This window comes from Tibeticola sediminis, from assembly GCF_003843835.1.
Lineage (GTDB): Bacteria > Pseudomonadota > Gammaproteobacteria > Burkholderiales > Burkholderiaceae_C > Tibeticola > Tibeticola sediminis.
Window position 1 is genome coordinate 561,168 of sequence record NZ_RKQL01000001.1, and the last position, 19,373, is coordinate 580,540.

General features: G+C 67.5%; 19 protein-coding genes. 8 read left to right on the top strand and 11 right to left on the bottom strand.

What is annotated here, in order from left to right; translation table 11 throughout:
- Nucleotides 1-61: 61 nt before the first annotated feature.
- The 3 genes from tsaE to EDC62_RS02670 are packed head-to-tail and all read left to right on the top strand — an operon-like array spanning nucleotide 62 to nucleotide 2,328.
- On the top strand, nucleotides 62-577 hold the full coding sequence (gene tsaE, locus EDC62_RS13125; protein WP_245968720.1) for a tRNA (adenosine(37)-N6)-threonylcarbamoyltransferase complex ATPase subunit type 1 TsaE: 516 nt from the start codon (nucleotides 62-64) through the stop codon (nucleotides 575-577).
- A gap of 4 nt (nucleotides 578-581) precedes the next feature.
- Nucleotides 582-2,078 carry an N-acetylmuramoyl-L-alanine amidase gene (locus EDC62_RS02665; RefSeq protein ID WP_124220182.1) on the top strand — a complete coding sequence of 499 codons (1,497 nt, stop codon included), beginning with the start codon at nucleotides 582-584 and terminating at the stop codon, nucleotides 2,076-2,078.
- Between the two features lie 13 nt (nucleotides 2,079-2,091).
- A complete protein-coding gene (locus EDC62_RS02670; RefSeq protein WP_124220185.1) occupies nucleotides 2,092-2,328 on the top strand; it encodes a SlyX family protein in 237 nt (78 codons plus the stop codon).
- A gap of 43 nt (nucleotides 2,329-2,371) precedes the next feature.
- On the opposite strand, the gene EDC62_RS02675 is transcribed toward EDC62_RS02670, so the two are convergent.
- The 3 genes from EDC62_RS02675 to EDC62_RS02685 are packed head-to-tail and all read right to left on the bottom strand — an operon-like array spanning nucleotide 2,372 to nucleotide 3,346.
- The gene (locus EDC62_RS02675; RefSeq protein ID WP_124220188.1) at nucleotides 2,372-2,686 is read right to left on the bottom strand and encodes a DUF190 domain-containing protein; all 315 of its coding nucleotides are present in this window, start codon (nucleotides 2,684-2,686) and stop codon (nucleotides 2,372-2,374) included.
- Nucleotides 2,687-2,723: 37 nt separating this feature from the next.
- On the bottom strand, nucleotides 2,724-3,104 hold the full coding sequence (gene crcB, locus EDC62_RS02680) for a fluoride efflux transporter CrcB (protein ID WP_124220191.1): 381 nt from the start codon (nucleotides 3,102-3,104) through the stop codon (nucleotides 2,724-2,726).
- Nucleotides 3,105-3,151: 47 nt separating this feature from the next.
- Complete coding sequence (locus EDC62_RS02685) at nucleotides 3,152-3,346, bottom strand: hypothetical protein (RefSeq protein WP_124220194.1); 195 nt, start codon at nucleotides 3,344-3,346, stop codon at nucleotides 3,152-3,154.
- A 225-nt stretch (nucleotides 3,347-3,571) separates the two neighbouring features.
- Between EDC62_RS02685 and EDC62_RS02690 the strand changes: the two genes are divergently transcribed.
- Entirely contained in the window at nucleotides 3,572-5,248 is a 1,677-nt protein-coding gene (locus EDC62_RS02690) for an AMP-binding protein (protein WP_124220196.1), read from the top strand.
- 71 nt (nucleotides 5,249-5,319) lie between these two features.
- Here the strand turns inward: EDC62_RS02690 and EDC62_RS02695 are convergent, their stop codons facing one another.
- Genes EDC62_RS02695 through EDC62_RS02705 form a run of 3 tightly spaced genes read right to left on the bottom strand, consistent with a single transcriptional unit; the run spans nucleotide 5,320 to nucleotide 9,315 of the window.
- Nucleotides 5,320-7,773, bottom strand: coding sequence for an ATP-dependent DNA helicase (locus tag EDC62_RS02695; protein ID WP_124220198.1), 2,454 nt, complete (start codon nucleotides 7,771-7,773; stop codon nucleotides 5,320-5,322).
- Between the two features lie 22 nt (nucleotides 7,774-7,795).
- Nucleotides 7,796-8,644, bottom strand: coding sequence for a hypothetical protein (locus EDC62_RS02700; RefSeq protein WP_124220201.1), 849 nt, complete (start codon nucleotides 8,642-8,644; stop codon nucleotides 7,796-7,798).
- A 26-nt stretch (nucleotides 8,645-8,670) separates the two neighbouring features.
- Nucleotides 8,671-9,315, bottom strand: a complete 645-nt coding sequence (locus tag EDC62_RS02705) for a DedA family protein (RefSeq protein ID WP_124220204.1) — start codon at nucleotides 9,313-9,315, stop codon at nucleotides 8,671-8,673.
- A gap of 106 nt (nucleotides 9,316-9,421) precedes the next feature.
- Between EDC62_RS02705 and mutL the strand changes: the two genes are divergently transcribed.
- Complete coding sequence (gene mutL / locus EDC62_RS02710) at nucleotides 9,422-11,356, top strand: DNA mismatch repair endonuclease MutL (RefSeq protein WP_124220207.1); 1,935 nt, start codon at nucleotides 9,422-9,424, stop codon at nucleotides 11,354-11,356.
- Nucleotides 11,357-11,441: 85 nt separating this feature from the next.
- Here the strand turns inward: mutL and EDC62_RS02715 are convergent, their stop codons facing one another.
- Nucleotides 11,442-12,593 (bottom strand): ABC transporter substrate-binding protein, encoded by a 1,152-nt coding sequence (locus EDC62_RS02715; protein WP_211330899.1) that lies wholly within the window; start codon nucleotides 12,591-12,593, stop codon nucleotides 11,442-11,444.
- 238 nt (nucleotides 12,594-12,831) lie between these two features.
- Here EDC62_RS02715 and EDC62_RS02720 point away from each other — a divergent pair, with 238 nt between their 5' ends.
- Together EDC62_RS02720 and miaA are read left to right on the top strand one after the other, a co-directional pair.
- Nucleotides 12,832-14,031 (top strand): Bcr/CflA family efflux MFS transporter, encoded by a 1,200-nt coding sequence (locus tag EDC62_RS02720; RefSeq protein WP_124221104.1) that lies wholly within the window; start codon nucleotides 12,832-12,834, stop codon nucleotides 14,029-14,031.
- On the top strand, nucleotides 14,028-15,020 hold the full coding sequence (gene miaA, locus EDC62_RS02725) for a tRNA (adenosine(37)-N6)-dimethylallyltransferase MiaA (RefSeq protein ID WP_124220209.1): 993 nt from the start codon (nucleotides 14,028-14,030) through the stop codon (nucleotides 15,018-15,020). The genes EDC62_RS02720 and miaA overlap by 4 nt, the downstream gene beginning before the upstream one ends.
- Nucleotides 15,021-15,094: 74 nt before the next feature.
- On the opposite strand, the gene EDC62_RS02730 is transcribed toward miaA, so the two are convergent.
- Nucleotides 15,095-15,523 carry an Hsp20/alpha crystallin family protein gene (locus tag EDC62_RS02730; protein ID WP_124220211.1) on the bottom strand — a complete coding sequence of 143 codons (429 nt, stop codon included), beginning with the start codon at nucleotides 15,521-15,523 and terminating at the stop codon, nucleotides 15,095-15,097.
- Between the two features lie 270 nt (nucleotides 15,524-15,793).
- Here EDC62_RS02730 and EDC62_RS02735 point away from each other — a divergent pair, with 270 nt between their 5' ends.
- Entirely contained in the window at nucleotides 15,794-17,908 is a 2,115-nt protein-coding gene (locus EDC62_RS02735) for an acetyl-CoA hydrolase/transferase C-terminal domain-containing protein (protein ID WP_124220213.1), read from the top strand.
- A gap of 50 nt (nucleotides 17,909-17,958) precedes the next feature.
- Here EDC62_RS02735 and EDC62_RS02740 read toward each other — a convergent pair whose 3' ends face one another.
- The 3 genes from EDC62_RS02740 to EDC62_RS02750 are packed head-to-tail and all read right to left on the bottom strand — an operon-like array spanning nucleotide 17,959 to nucleotide 19,365.
- On the bottom strand, nucleotides 17,959-18,396 hold the full coding sequence (locus EDC62_RS02740) for a DUF1178 family protein (protein ID WP_124220215.1): 438 nt from the start codon (nucleotides 18,394-18,396) through the stop codon (nucleotides 17,959-17,961).
- 53 nt (nucleotides 18,397-18,449) lie between these two features.
- A complete protein-coding gene (locus EDC62_RS02745) occupies nucleotides 18,450-19,076 on the bottom strand; it encodes an NUDIX domain-containing protein (RefSeq protein WP_245968721.1) in 627 nt (208 codons plus the stop codon).
- Nucleotides 19,066-19,365 (bottom strand): DUF2818 family protein, encoded by a 300-nt coding sequence (locus tag EDC62_RS02750; RefSeq protein ID WP_124220219.1) that lies wholly within the window; start codon nucleotides 19,363-19,365, stop codon nucleotides 19,066-19,068. Before EDC62_RS02750 ends, EDC62_RS02745 begins: the two co-directional genes overlap by 11 nt.
- Nucleotides 19,366-19,373: the final 8 nt, after the last annotated feature.

Genomic DNA, 19,373 nt, shown 5'->3' on the forward strand with positions numbered 1-19,373 from the left:
GCCGATGAGGATCGATCTGAGTACCACTGAAGCCCACTGCCGCATTGTAGAAAGGCCCGTCATGCCCCCCCTGCGCCTGCGCGTGCCCAACGAAGCCGCCCTTGCCGCCTTGGCCGAACGGCTCGCGCAGAGCGATGCCATCGAGAATGCCTCGATCGAATTGCAGGGCGACCTCGGCGCGGGCAAGACCACGTTCGTGCGCCACCTGCTGCGTGCGCTGGGCGTCACGGGCCGGATCAAAAGCCCGACCTATGCCGTGGTGGAAAGCTACCGCGCGCAGCGGCCGCAGGGGGATCGAGCCGTCGATGTCTGGCATTTCGACTACTACCGCCTGTCGGACCCGCGCGAGTGGGAAGACGCCGGCTTTCGTGACCTCTACGCGAGCCCCGGACTCAAGCTGGCCGAATGGCCCGAGCGGGTCGCGGCGGTCGCGCCCCGGCCCGACTGCGTGCTGCGCCTCTCGCCGGTCGAAGCAGCCGAAGACGCGCGCTGCCTGGAAGCGACGGCCCACACACCCACGGGCGAGCGGCTGCTCGCCGCGCTCGGTGCAGACCCTGCGCCTCCCTCGCCGTGCTGACGCCATGACCCCAGGCACACCCATCGCAGAGACCGCGCCCCACGGCCTGAGCCGCCGGCACTGGCTGCAGGCCGGCGCGGTCGTGCTGCTGCTCGGGCCGCTCCAAATCGCGCGCGGGGCCACGATCCTCGCGGTTCGGGTATGGCCCGCGCCCGACTACAGCCGCGTCACCCTCGAGAGCGACGAGCCGCTCAAAGCGCGCTCGTTCTTCGTGGCCGATCCGCCGCGGCTCGCGGTCGACATCGAGGGCATCGACCTCAGTGCGGAACTGCGGGAATTGGTTGCCAAAGTGCGGGCCGACGACCCCAACATTGCCGGCATACGGGTCGGACAGAACGCGCCTTCGGTCGTGCGGCTGGTGGTCGATCTCAAACACCCGGCCGAGCCCCAGGTGTTCAACCTACCCCCGGTGGCTGCCTACCGCCATCGGCTGGTGTTCGACCTCTACCCCAAGCAGCCGCCCGATCCCTTGCTGGCCCTGCTCGAAGCGCGACAACGCGAAAAAGCCCGGCCCGCCCCACCGGTCACCGCGCCCGCCGAGACCGCTGCGGCCGACCCCCTGGGTGAACTCCTCGCGCGCCAAGGACACGTGCCCGCGGTACCGAACGAGGCCACCCGCAGCGCGCCCGCCGCCAGCGGCAGCGGTGCCAGCAGCCGCCGCTACCCCGAAGCCAAGCCCGAGCCCGGTCCGGTCACTCCTCTTTTCGGAGCAATCGAGCCCCAAAACAAGCCGGCGATCAACCGAAAAAGCTATAAATCGGTGCTCGAGGAGCCAACCGAGCGCCTCATCATCGTCGCGCTCGATCCAGGCCACGGCGGCGAAGACCCCGGCGCCATCGGCCCCAACGGCACGCGCGAGAAGGACGTCGTGCTGCGCATCGCCGAGCGGCTGCGCGCGCGCATCGACGCCACCACGCTCAAGGGCAATCCGATGCGCGCCTTCCTCACGCGCGACGCCGACTACTTCGTGCCGCTGCACATGCGCGTGCAAAAAGCGCGGCGCGTGCAAGCCGACCTGTTCGTGAGCATCCACGCCGACGCGTTCTACACGCCGCAAGCGCGCGGCGCGAGCGTGTTTGCGCTGAGCCAAGGCGCGGCGTCGAGCGCGGCTGCGCGCTGGATGGCCAGCCAGGAAAACCGCGCCGACCAGATCGGCGGCGTCAACATCGCCACCCAAGACGTCCACCTCAAGCGCGCCCTGTTCGACATGAGCACCACCGCGCAAATCAAAGACAGCCTCACCCTCGGCAACGCGATGCTGCGCGAAATCGGCCAAGTCGGGCGGCTGCACAAAGCCAGCGTCGAGCAGGCCGGGTTCGCCGTGCTCAAAGCGCCCGACATCCCCAGCGTGCTGGTGGAAACCGCCTTCATCAGCAACCCCGAGGAAGAGGCCCGCCTGCGCACCGATGCCTACCAAGAAGCGCTCGCCGACGCGCTCATGCGTGGCATCCGCGCCTATTTCGCGCGCAACCCGCCGCTGGCGCGCAGCCGCACACTTTGAACGAATCTGCCCCATGAACGACGCACAGCACAGCTCCGCCGAATCGCCAACCGAACGACGCCTCACCGCGCTCGAGATCAAGGCCAGCTTCACCGACGATTTGCTCGAGCAGCTCGACGCGATCATCACCCGGCAGCAGCGCGAAATCGATGCCCTGCGCCGCGAGCTCGCCGCCCTGCGCGACTCCCTACCCGCCGACAACCCGGCGACGCCGCGCAGCCTGCTCGACGAGCGGCCGCCGCATTACTGAAACAACGCTGGCGATGGCGCGTGCCGCGCTCGCCCGGGCGGCCTCACTCGCCCGTAGTGCCGAACTCGATGGGCGCCTTCACGTAAAACACCCGCACGCCCTCCTCGCGCAGCCGTGCGAACAGCCGCTCGGCCTCGTCGGCCGTCACGGCCATCGTGACTTCGATGGGTTGATCGGTCAGTTCAAAGAAGTGTGCGGAGTGCAGCTTGTGATCCTGCCCGAAGCCTTCGCTGCCGACGGTGAGCGTTGCGCCGCGTACACCCAGGGTCCGGGCCGTTTCAAGCAGCCACTCGCCGAGGGGCTGCTTGCCGTGCCGACGGTCTTGCTGGGTGTAGAAGGTGATTTGAAAACCGTGCATGGGATCCCTCCGCGTGTTGGCCCGCCGCGCCCTTCGCTCAGGCGCGCAGCCAAGCGACGGTCGCCATGCCCGCAACCGTCATCAAGAGTGAGCCGCCGACATGGGCGCCCACCGCCGCAGCCGCCCAGCCCAGACGCCCTTGCTGCAAGAGGCTCGTGACCTCGGCCGAAAACGTGGAAAAGGTCGTGAGCCCGCCGAGAAAGCCCGTGATGACCAACAGCCGCCACTCCGGTGCAAGCGCGCTGTAGGCCGCGAAAAAGGCCACCGCCACCCCGATCAGATAGCCGCCGAGCATATTGGCCACCCAGGTGCCCAGCGGGATCAGGGGGAAAAGCGCGTTGAGACTGACACCCAGGCTCCAGCGCAAGACGGCGCCGGCGGATGCGCCAAGGCTGATCGCCAAGACGGAACGGAGCATGGACACGTGGGAAGGGCGCAGCGAGTCGAAATGCCGAAAACTTTAACCTAAATCCGGCGGTTGGGCGCGCCCGGGCGGGTCGTCATCGGGCGCGCGGGCAAGGCGCAAACCACAGCCATGGCGTTTGCCATGGCGAGGATTTGCAACGCCGCCCCCGTGCCCGAGGGTGGCTCGAACGGGTGCGCAGCGCTCACCCAAGCGGTGAACGGCCTCCACACCGAAAATTGTTGAAGCGTCAACACCTTGCGTTTCACGAAAAGCGGTCAACTGCCGGATTTAGGTTCAACACGGCCGCCCAAACGTGCCATGAACATGCCAGGCGCCCGCCGTCGCACCGCGCCAGCGGGTAAGCCCTGAGTGTCGGGCGCGCCAAAAACCGCGAAAGTCTCGCCCGGCGCGCCAGCCGCCTTCGGCGCTCGCGCCCGGGCAGGTCCAAGCGCCCGATGAACCCCCATCCAGAGCCGACCATGACTCAAAAACTCATACTCGATTACGTCTACGACCACGAAGCCCAGCGCCCCAACCAGGTGTTCCTGACCCAGCCCATCGGTGGCGGCCAGGTGCGCGACTACACCTGGGCGCAAACCGTCGACGAGGCCCGCCGCATGGCGGCCCACCTCCAAAGCCTCGAGCTCGAGCCGGGCGCGCGCATCGCCATCCTCTCGAAGAACTGCGCGCACTTCTTCATTGCCGAGCTGGCGATCTGGATGGCCGGCGGCACGACGGTCGCCATCTTCCCCACCGAAACCGCAGACACCATCGGCTACGTGCTCGAACACAGTGGCGCGAGCCTGCTGTTCGTCGGCAAGCTCGACACCTGGGAAGCGCAACGCCCGGGCGTGCCCACGGGCTTGCCCTGCATCGCGCTGCCGCTGGCGCCCAAGACCGATTGCCCGCGCTGGGACGACATCATCGCGCGCACCCCGCCCTTGCCCGGTCGGCCACAGCGCGCCGGCGATGATCTGGCGATGATCATTTACACCTCGGGCTCGACCGGTCGGCCCAAGGGCGTCATGCACAACTTCGAACGCATCACGCGGGTGGCGGAGGAGATCAACCGCGACATCCACGCACGCATCGGCCCGGTGCCGGAAAACCGGGTGCTTTCCTATCTGCCCCTCGCGCATGTGTTCGAGCGCGCCTGGGTCGAAGCCGCGGCCCTGGTCGACGGCAACACCCACGTCTATTTCGCCGAATCGCTCGACACCTTCCTGCAAGACCTGCAGCGCGCCCGGCCGACGACCTTCATCTCGGTGCCCCGGCTGTGGCTGAAATTCCAGCAGGGCGTGTTCGCGAAGATGCCGCCCAAGAAGCTCGAGCGGCTGCTCTCCATCCCCATCCTCGGCAAGATCGTGGGGCGCAAGGTGCTCAAGGGGCTGGGACTCGACCATGTGCTGCTCGCCGGCAGCGGCTCCGCACCGATTCCGGCCGATCTCATCCAGTGGTATCGCCGCCTCGGGCTCAATCTGGTCGAGGGCTACGCGATGACCGAGGACTTTGCCTATTCGCACAACTCGACCGCCGAGGCAAACGCCCCTGGCTACGTCGGGGTTCCGATGCCCGGCGTCGAGGTGCGCATCAGTGACGAAGGCGAAATCCTCATCAAGTCGCCGGGGCAGATGGTGGGCTATTACCGCGCGCCCGAGCTCACCGCCGAAGCCTTCACCGAAGACGGCTTTTTCCGCACCGGCGACCGCGGCGAGCGCCTGCCCAACGGCCTGTTGAAGATCACCGGCCGCGTCAAGGAGTTGTTCAAAACCGCCAAGGGCAAGTACGTCGCCCCGGCGCCGATCGAAAACCTGCTCAACGCGCATCCGATGGTCGAACTGTCGATGGTGTCCGGCGTCGGGCAGCCCGCCGCGTTTGCACTCGTCGTCCCGGCCGAGTCCCTGCGCCCCAAACTCGGCGATCCTGCCGTGCGGCGCGAGGTGGAGCAGGCGATGGAACAACTGCTCCAAGACGTCAACGCCAAACTGGCCGACTACGAGCAGCTGCGCATGATCGTGATCGTGCGCGAACCCTGGAGCATCGAGAACGGCACCCTCACCCCGACGATGAAAATCCGCCGCAACCGCATCGAAGAAGCGGTGAAAGATCGCATCGAGCCGTGGTTTGATGCGCCCAAGCGGGTCATCTGGGCCTGAGGCAACGCTGAACAGGCCGCTCGCGCGCCATCGCAGGAACTGATTCAGCGTTACCCTGATTCAGCGTTGCCTCAGCGGCGCAGCAGCGTCGGCTGCGGCCACCACGATGGCAGCAGCGCGCGTACCCGTGCGCTCGCATAGCGGTCGTCCATGAAGACGAGGATGCCGCGGTCTTCGGGGCCGCGGATCACACGCCCGGCCGCCTGCACCACCCTCTGTAGCCCCGGATAGAGGCCCACATAGTCGTCGCCGCGGCCGGGGAACTGGGCATCGATCCGCTCGCGCATGGCCTCGAGCACGGGGCTGACGCTGGGCAGGCCGAGCGTGGCAATGAAGGCACCGATGAGCCGGTCGCCCACGAGGTCGATGCCCTCGCCAAAGGCCCCACCGAGCACCGCAAACCCGATGCCGCGGCCTGCGGGCACGAAACGCGCGAGAAAGGCCGCGCGCTCGGGCTCAGGCATGGCGCGCGACTGCGCCCAGACCGGCACATCCGGGTGCGCTGCGGTGAATGCCGCATGGGCCTGCTGCAAATAGTCATGACTGCTGAAAAAGGCCAGGTAGTTGCCGGGCTCGGCTCGCCACTGCGCCGCCATCAAGTCCACCAAGGCGGGCAGCGAGCGCGCGCGGTCGCGCCAGCGGGTGGAGAGCTGCTGTGCCACCTGCACACGCAGCTGGGTGGCAGCAAACGGAGCCGGCACGTCCACCTGCGCCAGCCGCGCTGCGGGCAAACCCAACAGGTCCGCATGCCAGGCCTCGGGCCGCAAGGTGGCCGAAAACAGCACCGTCGTGACCGCGGCCGACCATCGACTGGCCAGATGCGGCCCGGGCACGAGATTGCGCAGGCCGTAACGCACGCCGGGCGCGACGACACCCGCGCCCGAGCGGCTCGCGTCCACCTCGAACATCGAATGCGCGCCAAAGCGCTCGGCCAGACGCAGCCAGGCGCCCAGCGTGTAGCCGAGTTCACGCAAGCGCTGCGCCGCATCGACTCGCTCGGGTGCGTCTGCGGGCACATCCAACGGCAGTGCCAGCGCGGCGGGCTCTGGCTGTGCGGCGGGGGCTTCGAGCATGGCCTGCGTGAGTGCGGCCAACGCGGCGTGCAGTGCCTCGCTCAGCCCATCGGGCAAGGCATCGAAGGCGCGGTAGGCGGCGGGCGGCGCGGCGCCACCGGCGGGTCGCTCTGGAACACGCTCGGGAGCGGGCTCAGGGACACGCGCCAAGACACGCTCGAGCCGTCGCAGCGGCGCCGCCAGCGGCCGTGCGATCGTGCGCCGCGCGGCCCTCAGCTCGAGCGCGTCGAGGCTCGCGCTGTACATGGAACGCGCGCGCTCGACCAGGTTGTGCGCCTCATCCACCGCGACGGCGACGCGCCAGCCCTCCTCGGTGGTGCGCGCATACAGCATGCCCCCGCTGTCGAACCAGTGGTTGTAGTCGCCCACGACCGCATCGACCCAGGGCAGCAGCTCTTGTGCCAGGTGATACGGGCACACCGTGTGCGCCAAACCGACGCGGCGCAGGGTCGCCGCGTCGAGCACACCGCCGGGCTCGGCCACCGCGGCGGCACGCGCGGCAGGAAGGCGGTCCCAAAAGCCCCGCGCGAGCGGACAGTCCTCGCCATGACAGGCGCGGCCCGGGTACTCGCACGCGGTTTCGCGGGCCACCAGTTCCAGCACGCGCAGGGCCGGCTCCGCGCCGCCGCTCGGGGGCTGCAGGCGCCGCAGCGCATCGAGCGCAATCGCGCGGCCCGGCGTCTTGGCGGTGAGCACATAGAGTTTGTCGAGCCCGGGCGAAACGCCGCGCGCTGGCAGCGCCTTGAGCAAGGGAAACAGCACGCCGAGCGTCTTGCCGATGCCCGTGGGCGCTTGCGCCATCAGAACTTGGCCGCGCTGCGCGCTGCGCCACACCGCGACGGAGAGCGCGCGCTGGCCGTCGCGAAACGCCGGCATGGGGAAGGGCAGCGCATCGAGCGCCGCGTCGCGCTGCTGGCGGTGTGCGGCCTCGGCCTGCGCCCAGGCCAGGAAAGCCGCGCATTGCTGCTCGAATTCGTGCTGTAGCGCCGCCGCGTCGTGCCGCTCGTGGAAGCAGGTTTCCTCGCCGCGGTCGATGTCGTAGTAAACCAGCGCCAGCTCGATCGTGCGCAAGCCGCGCTCTGCGCACAGCAAGGCCCCGTACACCTTGAGCTGTGCCCAGTGCAGCCGCCGCTCGCCCGCGGGCTGGGTGTCGAGCCGGCCGCGAAAGGTTTTGATCTCTTCGAGCCGACCGGCCGCCTCGTCCCAACCATCGGCGCGGCCGCGGACGCGCAAAGGCCCCCAACGCCCCTCGAGCGGGAGTTCGCGCCGGTAGCTCGCGGAGCGGCGGGCCACCAACGCCGCGTGGCCCCGCACCCCCTCTTCGGCGCTGGGCGTGGGGGCAAAGCGCCGGTCGAGGTCGCCGCTGCGGGCGGTGAACGCACACAGCGCGCGCACCGCCACGGTGTAGGACGGCTCGGCCGCGGTGTCCTGCGGGCTGGGGGCGCTGTCCATCACTGCAATCAGAACCACACCCTCAGAAGCGCGCCTGCGCGGGCTCGTCCTCGTCGCGCCAGGGCGTGCGCTGAGCGAGTTCCAGCCACACCGCCAGCGGCAGGCGCTCGACGGGCCGGCGCGGCGCCGGCCGCAGTACCACCAGGCCGTCCTCTTGCGCTTGCATCACGCCGCATTCCAACGGGATCTCATCGGGCTCGCCGATGGGCCGGCCGCGGGCGTCCCGCCCGAGCACGTACCAACATTCACCGCCGAGATCGAGATAGGCCGCCCGCTTGGCCGGCTGCTTGAGGTCGCCGAGCAGGTCCGCGCGCCGCACCTTGATTTCATGCACGACCGGCTGCAGCCAGGCTTCGACCGTGGTCTTGCGGATGGAAAACACGTCGGGCATCGCGACGACCCAGCGCGTCGCGGGCTCGTCGGTCTGCGAGGCGGCACCGGCCGGCTCGAACGCGGGCAGCATGGGCTGCGGCTCGACGGTGCCCTCACCCGGCGACGGTGCGCTCGCGCCCGGCTCGGGCGGTGCCACGGCGCGCGGCACCCGGGCGCGCAGGCTCAAGCCGGTGTAGACGATGCGCCCGGCACGCGCCATGTCGCGGGCCACGCGCTGCACCAGCGCCTCGTGGGCATCGCGGGCCGCCCGGTTGGCCTGCAGCGACGCCGCGATACAGCGCAGCCCGGCGTCGGTGACGCGCAGCCGCTCGCGGCCGTCGTCGGTCTGGATCCGCTCGAGCCAGCCCGCGGCGAGTAGTTCCACTTCGAGCCCATCCTGGCACGGCCAGCCCGCCGAACGGTAGACCTCGCGCAGCCGGCGCGCGTGCGCCCGCGTGAGCACCCAAGCGGGCGGCGGCGCATCGGAGGGTGCAACCATCGGCGACTCGCCCCGGCTCCGCCCGGTCAAGCGTTGGCGCGACGGCTGCTGCGCCAGCCGCCCACGAGCGCGAGGACACCGGGCACGAGGATCATCGCCCAAATGATCGTGCTCAGGTTCTCCCGCACCCACTCAAGATTGCCGAAGAGATCGCCCGCCAGCGTCAATCCGCCCACCCAAAGCCCTGCGCCGATGAGGTTGTAGAGCGTGAAGCGGCTGCGCGTCATCTCGGCCACCCCGGCCACGAAGGGCGCAAAGGTGCGGATGAAGGGCATGAAGCGCGCCAAGACGATGGTGATGCCGCCGTAGCGTTCGTAGAAGCGGTGCGCTTGATCGAAGGCCCGGCGGTTGAAAAAGCGCGACTGCTCCCAGCGAAACACCTTAGGGCCGAAAAAGCGCCCGATGCTGTAGTTGAGCTGGTCACCCAGCACCGCGGCAAGAAACAGCAAGCCCATCGCCAAGCGCAGATCCATCAGGCCCGCGCCACACAGCGCACCGACGACGAACAGCAGCGAGTCGCCGGGCAGGAACGGCATGACGACCAGTCCTGTTTCGACAAAAACGACGAGGAACAGCAGCGCATACACCCACGCGCCATAGGTCTGCACGAACACCTCCAGATGGCGGTCCACATGCAGGATGAAGTCGAACAGAAAGGCGACAAGGTCCATCGGGCGATTATGGCAACGCTGCTCCCCACGCACGCGCGCCCCGCGGAGCGTGGGGACATGGGTCAGCACCACCCTGGCAGCATCCAGGCCTTATCCTCAACAACCTATGACCCCGACTCTGAATCTGAACGAAGGCCGCGCAGCCGCGCCCGCGCGGCGTCCCATCCGCGAGTTGCCCGACGCGCTCATCAGCCAGATCGCCGCGGGCGAGGTCGTCGAGCGCCCGGCCTCGGTGGAGCGCGAGCTGCTCGACAACGCGCTCGATGCCGGCGCCACGCAGATCACCGTGCGCCTGCTTGCCGGCGGCGTGCGGCTCATCAGCGTGGAAGACGACGGTGCTGGCATTGCGCGCGACGAACTGCCCATCGCGCTCAAACGCCACGCCACGAGCAAGATCGCAAGCCTCGCCGAGCTCGAAGCCGTCGGCACCATGGGCTTTCGCGGCGAGGCGCTCGCCGCGATCGCAAGCGTCGGCGAACTCACCCTCATCTCCCGCACCGCCGACGCCGCCGAGGCCTGGTCCATCGACGCCGCCAGCGGCGAGATGCGGCCCGCAGCGCGCGCCGTCGGCACAACGGTCGAAGTGCGCGAGCTGTTCTTTTCGACCCCCGCGCGGCGTAAGTTCCTCAAGACCGATGCGACCGAGCTCGCGCATTGCCTCGAAGCCGTGCGCCGCCATGCGCTCTCGCGCCCCGACGTGGGTTTTGCGGTTTGGCACGAAGGACGGCTGATCGAACAGTGGCGGTCCTGGCGCGACTTGGAGCCGCTGCGCGCGCACGAGCGGCGCATCGCCGACGTGCTGGGCGAGGACTTCCTCGCGCAGTCGGTGGCCGTCGATCATCGCGCCGGTCCCCTGCGCGTCTGGGGACGCGCGGGTGTGCCCGACGCCGCGCGCAGCCGCGCCGATGGGCAGTTCGCCTTCGTCAACGGCCGCTTTGTGCGCGACAAAGTCATCGCCCATGCAGCCCGCAGCGCCTATGAGGACGTGCTGCATGGCCAGCGCCAGCCGGTCTATGTGCTGCACTTGGAAATCGACCCGACGCGGGTCGACGTGAACGTGCATCCAACCAAGATCGAAGTCCGCTTTCGTGATGGGCGCGAAGTGCACCAGGCCGTGCGCCACGCGATCGAAAACGCGCTCGCCACGCCGCGCGCGGCCTTCGCCGGTGCCGAGTCCGCCCCTGTCGCGTCCGAAACCATCAATTTTGAGAAAAAACCGCCGAACGCCAGCGTCAATTGGTCACAAGCCGCTATTGATTTAGGAGTTTCTCGCGGCCATGAGGTCCGTGACCTCGGCGCGCTCTGGCAAACCGAGGTGCCAACGCCGGGTGGCGCAGGCCCACAGGCCAGCGGCAGCACACCCGAAAACGCAAGCCTCGCATTCGCGGCCCCCAGCGACGCGCAGCCCTCGGTCGCCCTGGCCGGCACGGCCGCCTCCAGTCCCACGCCTGCAGACGACTGGCCACTGGGGCGCGCGCTCGCCCAATTGCACGGGGTCTACATCCTCGCGGAGAATCGCCACGGTCTGGTGCTCGTGGACATGCACGCCGCGCACGAGCGCATCGTGTACGAGCGGCTCAAGAACCAGCTTGACCAGGCCGCCATCGCCAGTCAGCCGCTGCTGATCCCCGCGACCTTCGCCGCCACGCCCGAGGAAGTGGCCACGGCCGAGGCGCATGCGGCGGCGCTTTCGCAACTGGGGCTGGAAATCACCCCGTTCTCGCCCAAGACGCTGGCCGTGCGCGCGGTGCCCGCGGCGCTCGCGCAGGGCGATGCCGTGGCGCTTGCACGCAGCGTCCTGGCCGAGTTGGCCCAGCACGAAGCCAGCACGGTGGTGCAACGCGCGCGCAATGAACTGCTCGCCACCATGGCCTGCCACGGCGCGGTGCGCGCCAACCGCCGGCTCACGCTCGACGAGATGAATGCCCTGCTGCGCCAGATGGAAGCCACCGAGCGTTCCGACCAGTGCAACCACGGCCGCCCGACGTGGCGACAGATTTCCATGCGTGAACTCGACGCGCTGTTCCTGCGCGGTCGATGAGCGGGGCCGCGGCCGCTCGCGCACCATCGTGCCAACGGATTCAGCGTTGCCTGAACCCGTTCCCGAGCGGGGCGTGTTCAGCCTCTCAATGCATGAACTTCCCGCCGCGCGCGATGATGGTGAGGTCGGTGTACTTCGAGCCCTCGTGGTTCTGCGGCGTGAAGCTGACCTTGAAGCCGCCGATGTCCACCTCCCGCATCGACTCCAGCCCCGCCACGAAGGACTCGCGCGTGAGGTTCTTGCCGGCGCGCTTGAGGCCATCGGTGACCACGCGCGCGATGAGGTAGCCCTCCATGCTCGAGAAATCGAACTCCTTGTCGCCTGCGGCCACCATGTGCGCCTGGTAGTCGCGCACCACCGGCATCGCCGGCTGGAACGGAAACGGCACCACCTGCGACACCACCACGCCTGCGCCGGCATCGCCCAACTCGTCGGCCAAGGCCTTCGAACCCACGAAGCTCACGTTGAAAAACTGTCCGCCATAGCCCTTGGCACGCGCGGCTTTGATGAACGCAGCACAGGACTTGTACGCGCTGATCTGAACGATGGCCTCGGGTTGCGCTTTGAGCAGGCTGTCGAGCGCTTTGCTGACATCGACGCTGTTGCGCTCGACGGTGCCCAGCCCCACGGGCTCCATCTTGCGCCGCTGCAGCGCGTTGCGCACGCCGGTCAGGCCCGCTTGGCCGTAGGAGTCGTTCTGGTAGAAGACCCCGATTTTCTTCACACCCAGCGTGGTGAGGTGTTGCACGATGCGCTCGGTCTCATCGAAGTAGCTCGCGCGCACATGAAAGAGGTTGCGGTTGAAGGGCTCACGCAGCGCCTGCGCGCCGGTGAACATGCCCACGAGCGGAATGCCCGCCTCGTTGATGGCGGGAACAGCGGCCAGCGTGGTCGGCGTGCCGACCGAACCCACGAGCGCAAAGACCCGGTCCTCTTGGATCAAGCCTTTGGCTGCGGCCAGCGCGCGCTCGGGCTCATAGCCGTCGTCCCGCGCCACCAGCCGTATGGCCCGACCGGCCACGCCTCCGGCGGCGTTCACATGCTGGAACCAGGCTTTCATCCCGGCCTGCAGCCGCAGCCCCAATTGCGCCGCGGGCCCACTGAGCGCGGCAAACTGGCCCAGCAGCACCTCGCGCTCGCCCACCCCGGGCGAATCGGCCCAGGCGGATCGACCCAAGGCCATGGCCACGGGCAGGGCGATGAGTTGGCGACGGTTCCATGAAAATCCTTGGGACATCGAGGTCTCCTCTATGAATATCGATGCGAGGCACCGCGCATGCGGCCGTTTCTACCATTGTGCCGCAGGGGTCTTGCGGGTGCATGACGATCCCGTGGAGCTCGGCACGAAGCGGTGGCGTTTTTGCTACGCTCGCGCGATGCCCGAGCCGACCCCGCCCTCCTTCACGAACGGCCCCGCCTCCTCGGCCTGCCGGGTTGCGCCGCTGCAAACCGCCCCGGTGACCGAGCCCCAGCCGATGACGCCCACCACGCTCGTGGTTTTGCTCGCCTTGTTGCTGGGTCTGCAGCCGGTCACGACCGACCTCTATCTGCCGGCGCTCCCCGCCCTCACCGAGGGTTTCGGTGCCTCGATGGGTCAGGCACAGCTCACGCTCACTGCCTTGCTGCTGGCGTTCGGGGTGTCGCAACTGGTCTGGGGGCCGCTTTCGGATCGCTATGGGCGGCGGCCGGTGCTGCTTGTCGGGCTCGCGGCCTATGTGCTCGCGGCGCTGGGGGCGGCGCTCGCGCCGTCGATGGCGCTGCTGATCGTCTGGCGCGCCGTTCAAGGCGCCGCCATGGGCGCTGCCGTGATGTGCGCGCGCGCCGTCGTGCGCGATCTGTACGAGCCAGTGGAAGGCGCGCGGGTGATGTCGCAGGGGCTGACGGGGCTGGGGCTGCTCGCGTGCCTGAGCGCACCGGTGGGCGGGGTTTTGTCGCAGGCGCTGGACTGGCGGGCAGCGCTGTTCGCCGTTGCGGCCTTCGGCGCTTTGACCGGAGCCGTGGTGGCGCTGCGCTTTCGTGAAACGGTGCCGGCGGATCGACGCCAGCCCCTTCATTTCGGCACCCTCGTGCGCACGTGGCTGCACATCATGCGTCACCCCGTCTTTTTGTCGTTCTCGGCGCTGTCGACGGCTTCGTATGGCGGCCTGTTCACGTTTCTGGCGACCTCCTCGTTCGTGTTCACCCAGGTGCTGGGACTGTCCAAAGCCGGCTACGGCCTGATCATGTTCACCAACTCGCTGGCCTACATCGGCGGCACCTTTGTGTGCCGCGCGCTGCTGCGACGCTTCGGTGTGGCGCGCACGGTCGCGATTGCAGGCGCTCTGACGCTCAGCGGCGGAGGCGGCGTGGCGCTGCTCGCCTGGCTCGGCGCCGGGCAAGCCTGGTACGGTGCCTGGGCGATCGTGTTGCCGTTCTACTTGTTCATGGTCGGACACGGCATCCACCAGCCGTGCGGCCAAAGCGGTGCGGTCGGCCCGTTTCCGCAAACCGCGGGCACGGCCTCCGCAGTGAACGGGTTTTGGATGATGGTCGCCGCGTTCGCGATGGGCGACTGGATCGGCATCCACCTCGACGGCAGCATCTGGCCGCTGGTGCATGGCATCCTGTTCTGGACCGTGCTGATCTGCGCTGCCGCCTGGCTGCTGGTACCGCGGGCGGCCGCTGCAAAGCCATGACCGGCACGACAATCCCCGACGCCAGCGGGAAGCTCCCGTCCCTATGCATCGCCGGCCCAACCGCCAGCGGCAAGACGGCGGCGGCGTTGGCAATTGCGGCACGCTGGCCGGTGGAGATCATCAGCGTCGACTCGGCACTGGTCTACCGCGGCATGGACATCGGCACCGCCAAGCCCAGCGCCGAGGAGCGCGCGGCCGTGCCGCACCACCTGATCGACATCCGCGACCCGAACCAGCCATACAGCGCCGCCGAGTTCGTGCGCGACGCCCGGAGCCTGATGGCATCCATCCGCGCGCGCGGCCGACTGCCGCTGCTCGTGGGCGGCACGATGCTGTACTTCAAGGCGCTGTTCGAGGGCCTCGACGCGCTGCCCGCCGCCGACGCCTCGGTACGTGCCGAGATCGAAGCCGCCGCACGCGCCCAGGGATGGCCCGCGCTGCATGCCGAACTCGCCCGCGTGGACCCGGCCACAGCCGCGCGGCTCTCGCCCAACGACAGCCAACGGATCCAACGCGCGCTGGAAATCTGGCGGCTGTCGGGCCAGCCCATGTCGCGTCTGATTGCTTCTAATTCAGGAGCAAAACCGGACCAGTCCACGCCGGGATACCGGATGTTTTCCTTGGAACCGATCGACCGGGCCTGGCTGCACGAGCGCATCGCCCAGCGTTTCGACCTGATGCTGGCGCAGGGCCTGCTCGACGAGGTGCGGGCCTTGCGCGCACGCGGCGACCTGAGCCCCGAGTTGCCCGCCATGCGCTGCGTGGGCTACCGGCAGGCCTGGGCCTGGCTCGACGCCCAAGGCCGCGCCGACCCGCCGCCGCTGGTGCAGCTGCGCGAACAAGGCATCGCCGCGACCCGCCAGCTCGCCAAACGGCAGCTCACCTGGCTGCGCAGCATGAGCGACCGCCAGGTGTTTCCCTGCGACGCGCCGGACGCCCTCAACGCGCTGCTGCGTGCGGTCGATGCCCTCTTCCAAGCACCCGCCTGACGGCGAGCACCTTTGGCCAGACACAAAAAAGCCAGCGCGAAGGCTGGCTTTTCCGGTTCAGGCCACGAGCCCGATCACTCGATGGTCAGGCGCTGGGCGTTGTTGGCAGCTTTCTTCGGCAAGGTCAGCGTCAAGATGCCGTTTTCGTACTTGGCCTTGGCCTGGCTGGCGTCGATGTCCTGCGCCAGTTGGAAGCTGCGGGCCACAGCACCGTAGTAACGCTCGGTGCGCAGCACCTTTTCGCCTTCGGTCTTGCGATCTTCCTGTTTGATTTCGGCGCGCAAGGTGACGAGGTTGCCGTCGATCGAGACGTTGATGTCATCCTTGTTCACACCCGGAATCTCGGCCTGGACCGTGTAGGCGCGGTCATCCTCCTTCACGTCGACCTTGATCTGCGCCGGAGAGGGCAGCGGGTCGCCATGCAGGGGGCGCACGTAAAAGGCCGGCGCCAGGTCACGGAACAAGTCATCGAACAGGTTGCCACGGGTCATCAGAGAGGACATATCGAACTCCTTTCGTCTACGAGATCTTTACTGGGGCCGCCGCGGAACCGAGCGGCCATGTCCGGAAGATAGGAGCGGCTGCGCCAACTTCAAGCCCCCGTTTGCCGCGGGCTTGGCACCTCGCTCGACTCCGCGCAGGCAGCCCATGGACGAGCGCTCGGTGAAAAATTGCTCTGAGTCAAGAAACTCGGCGCCGCTGGAAACTACATTGATTGATATCAGACGGACGCCTTCGCTGCGCCAAACCCCAACCCTTCGGAGACCCCCCCCATGACGCTGATGATCGATTCCATCGAAGCCGCCGTCGACCATGTGCTCGACACCGTCAAAGGCGACATCGTGCTGGGCATCCCCCTGGGCATCGGCAAGCCCAACCCATTCGTCAATGCCTTGTACCGGCGCGTTAAGGCCAATCCCAGGCGCCGGATGCGGATCATCACCGCACTCTCACTCATCAAACCCGCGCCCAAATCGGACCTCGAGCGCGCGTTTCTGCAACCGCTCGTCGAGCGCGTGTTTGGCGACTATCCCGACCTGGAATATGCGGTGGACCTGCGCAACCAAGCGCTGCCACCGAACATCGAAGTCCGAGAGTTTTTCATGAAGACCGCCGACTACATCGGCAACGACCTGGCCCAGCAAAGCCATATCTCGACCAACTACACCTTTGTGGCGCGGGACATGCTGCTGCAGGGCATCAACGTCATCGCACAAGCGGTTGCCGTCCAGGGCGAAAGCGACTCGATGCGGCTGAGCTTGTCGAGCAACCCGGACGTCACCTTTGAGGTCATTGAGAAGGTCCGCGGCGCCGGGCGCCCCTTGCTGGCCGTCGGCGTGATCAATCGAAAAATGCCTTTCATGCCCAACGGCGCCGAAGTAGCCCCTGAGTTTTTCGATGTCGTCGTCACCGATCCCGCAGGCACGCACACCTTGTTTGGTCCGCCCAACAACCGGGTGGGGTTTGCCGACTATGCGATCGGCCTGCACGCCTCCAGCTTCGTTGCCGACGGCGGCACGCTGCAGATCGGAATCGGGTCGCTCGGCGACGCGATTGCCCAGTCGCTGATCGTGCGCGAGCGTCACGCGGCCGAATACCGATCCATCCTCGAGTCGCTCTGCCCAGACGGTCTCGATGGACGCGAACTCGGCCGCTTCGAAGAAGGCATTTATGGCTGTTCGGAGATGTTCGTCAACGGCTTTCTCAAGCTGATCGAGGCCGGGATCGTGCGCCGCGAAGTCTTTGCCGACACCCGACTGCAGCAACTCATCAACGAGCAGAAGATCCCCGCTGCTGCCGTCACCGCACGAACACTGCAAGCACTGCTCGAAAGCGGACGGATACGCTCACCGCTGCGGGACAAAGACCTCGCCTTCCTCAAACGCTTCGGCATCCTGCGCGAAGGCGTCACGCTCGAGGGCAATGCACTCGTGTTCGAGGGCCGACGCTACGCCAACGACCTCAACGACCCGGCCCATTTCGCCTCCGTCGCCCACGATCTGCTCGGCGCCCGGCTCAAAGGCGGCATTTACATGACCGGCGGCTTCTTCCTGGGCCCCAACGACTTCTACGAACGGCTGCGGACCATGCCGCCCCAGGAACTGGCGAAGATCGACATGACGCGCATCGACTTCATCAATTCGCTCGATGGCCAAAGTGAGCTCAAGCGCGCCCAACGCTCCAAGGCTCGCTTCATGAACACCACGATGATCGTGACCCTGCTCGGCGCAGCCGCCAGCGACGCGCTCGAGTCCGGCCAGGTCGTCAGCGGTGTCGGCGGTCAATACAACTTCGTCGCGATGGCCCACGCGCTGCCCGATGCGCGGCTGTTGATGATGCTGCGCGCCACCCACGAAACCAAAGACGGCCTGACCAGCAGCATCGTCTGGAAGTACGGCAACATCACCATCCCGCGCCACCTGCGCGATATTTTCATCACCGAATACGGTGTGGCCGACCTCCGGGGGCAACCCGACAGCGAAGTCGTCAAGCGGCTGATCGCCATCGCCGACTCGCGCTTCCAGGACGAACTGGTACGCGAGGCCAAAGCCCACGGCAAGCTCGAGGCGAGCTACGAAATACCCCCACAGTATCGGCAAAACCTTCCGGAGGTGATCGCCCAAAAGCTTGCGCCTTGGCAAGAAGCCGGGCTGCTGCCGCCCTTCCCATTCGGCACCGACCTCACGCCCGAAGAGATCGCGCTCGTCACCGCCTTGAAGAAGCTCAAGCACGCCTCGGAGCATCCAACCGAACTGCTGAGCCTGGCCTTCAAGGCCTTCATCGAGGGCAAGGACTTAGCCCCGAACTACCAAAAACGCCTCGGCCTCGAAGAAGTGCACGGCATCAAGGATCTCCTGCTGCGTAAGCTGCTGGCCGGAAATCTCTGAGCTTGGCTGGGCCGATGGAGGAGACCCCAACGGCCGGAATCCGCGTTGCCTCAGTGCAAGGGCTCGTCGACGCCCGGCGGCAGGGGCAGGATCGGAATGCCCTCATCCAGCAAGGCCTCGGCCTCCTCGAGGCTGGCGCGCCCCCGGATCTGGCGCGGGTCGATCTCGCCCTTGGCCATCCGCCGTACCTCTGCGGGGAAACGCTCACCCACATCCTCGCTCTGGTGTACCCATTGCCGGACTGCGTGTAGCCACTGCGCGATCGCCGCGTCCCCAGGCCGTGGCGCGCCTTCCGTGTGTGCAGAGCGATCCGCCTCCGAACCGGACTTCGCCAGATGCGCAGCACTCGGGATGCGCCGAACCTCGCGGTCACCGCACAACGGGCACTCGAGCAAACCTCGCCGCTGCTGATCTCGCCAGTCGGCATCCGACTCGAACCAACCCTCGAACCGATGACCGCTCGCACACTGAAACTCAAAGACCTTCACGGCGACTCCTGGAACGAAAACGCTTCTCGGCGACGCACCGGCTTGGGCGTCGCTCAGCCCGCCACGTTCGGTGCCGGCTGCCAATCGATCGCGTCTCGATGGCGCAAGCGCTCTTGCAACCAGAAGGCGCCGACGATGGTCTTGGCGTCCGTCACGCGCCCATCTTGACACGCTTCAAGCAGCCACGGGAATTCCACCACCACGGTCTCGACGAACTCACCCGGGTCGAGCTGTGTGGGGCCAGGCTCCAAGCCGCGCGCAAACCAGACCTCGATGCGCTCGGTCGAGTACGCCACCAAGGGATGCAAGCTCCCCACATATGCCCACTCGCGCGCAGAAAAGCCGGTTTCTTCGCGCAGTTCGCGCACGGCACAAATCAAGCCATCTTCGTCGCGCTCGCGCTTGCCGGCCGGAAACTCGATCATCACCTGGCCAATCGGATAGCGAAACTGCCGCTCAACCACGACCCGTAAGGGCGCATCGACCGAGATCGGCTCCAACAGCGGAACGACCATCACCGCGCCGGGATGATCCACATACTCGCGGAACGCGGTTTCCCCGTCCGGCAAGCGCACCCGGTCGCGAAAAACCTGCAGCAAGCGCCCCTCGAAGACGGGCTCCCCATCGATTCGCTCTTCGAGTAGCGCCGCATCGGAGGCGGCCACGGCATCAGGCTCCACGGCGAACCAGGAAACGGTAGACGAAGCCCGGAAACGCAAATGTCAGAAACAAAGCCGCCGTGATGGCGTAGAACTCCCAGCCCTGGGGAGCCACTTGGCCCTGGCGTTGCTCCAGCCAGAACCCCACCGCTCCGGCCATGCCGTAATAAATCAAACACTCCAAGAGTCGCAGCACCAGCGACTTCGGCCGAGACAGCCGCACCGCACCGAGAAACCGATCGGTGAAGAACGGGACGTTGGCCAGCACGAATGCCAGCACCAAGAACGCTGCGGAAGACGCCGAGGACATGAGTCAAA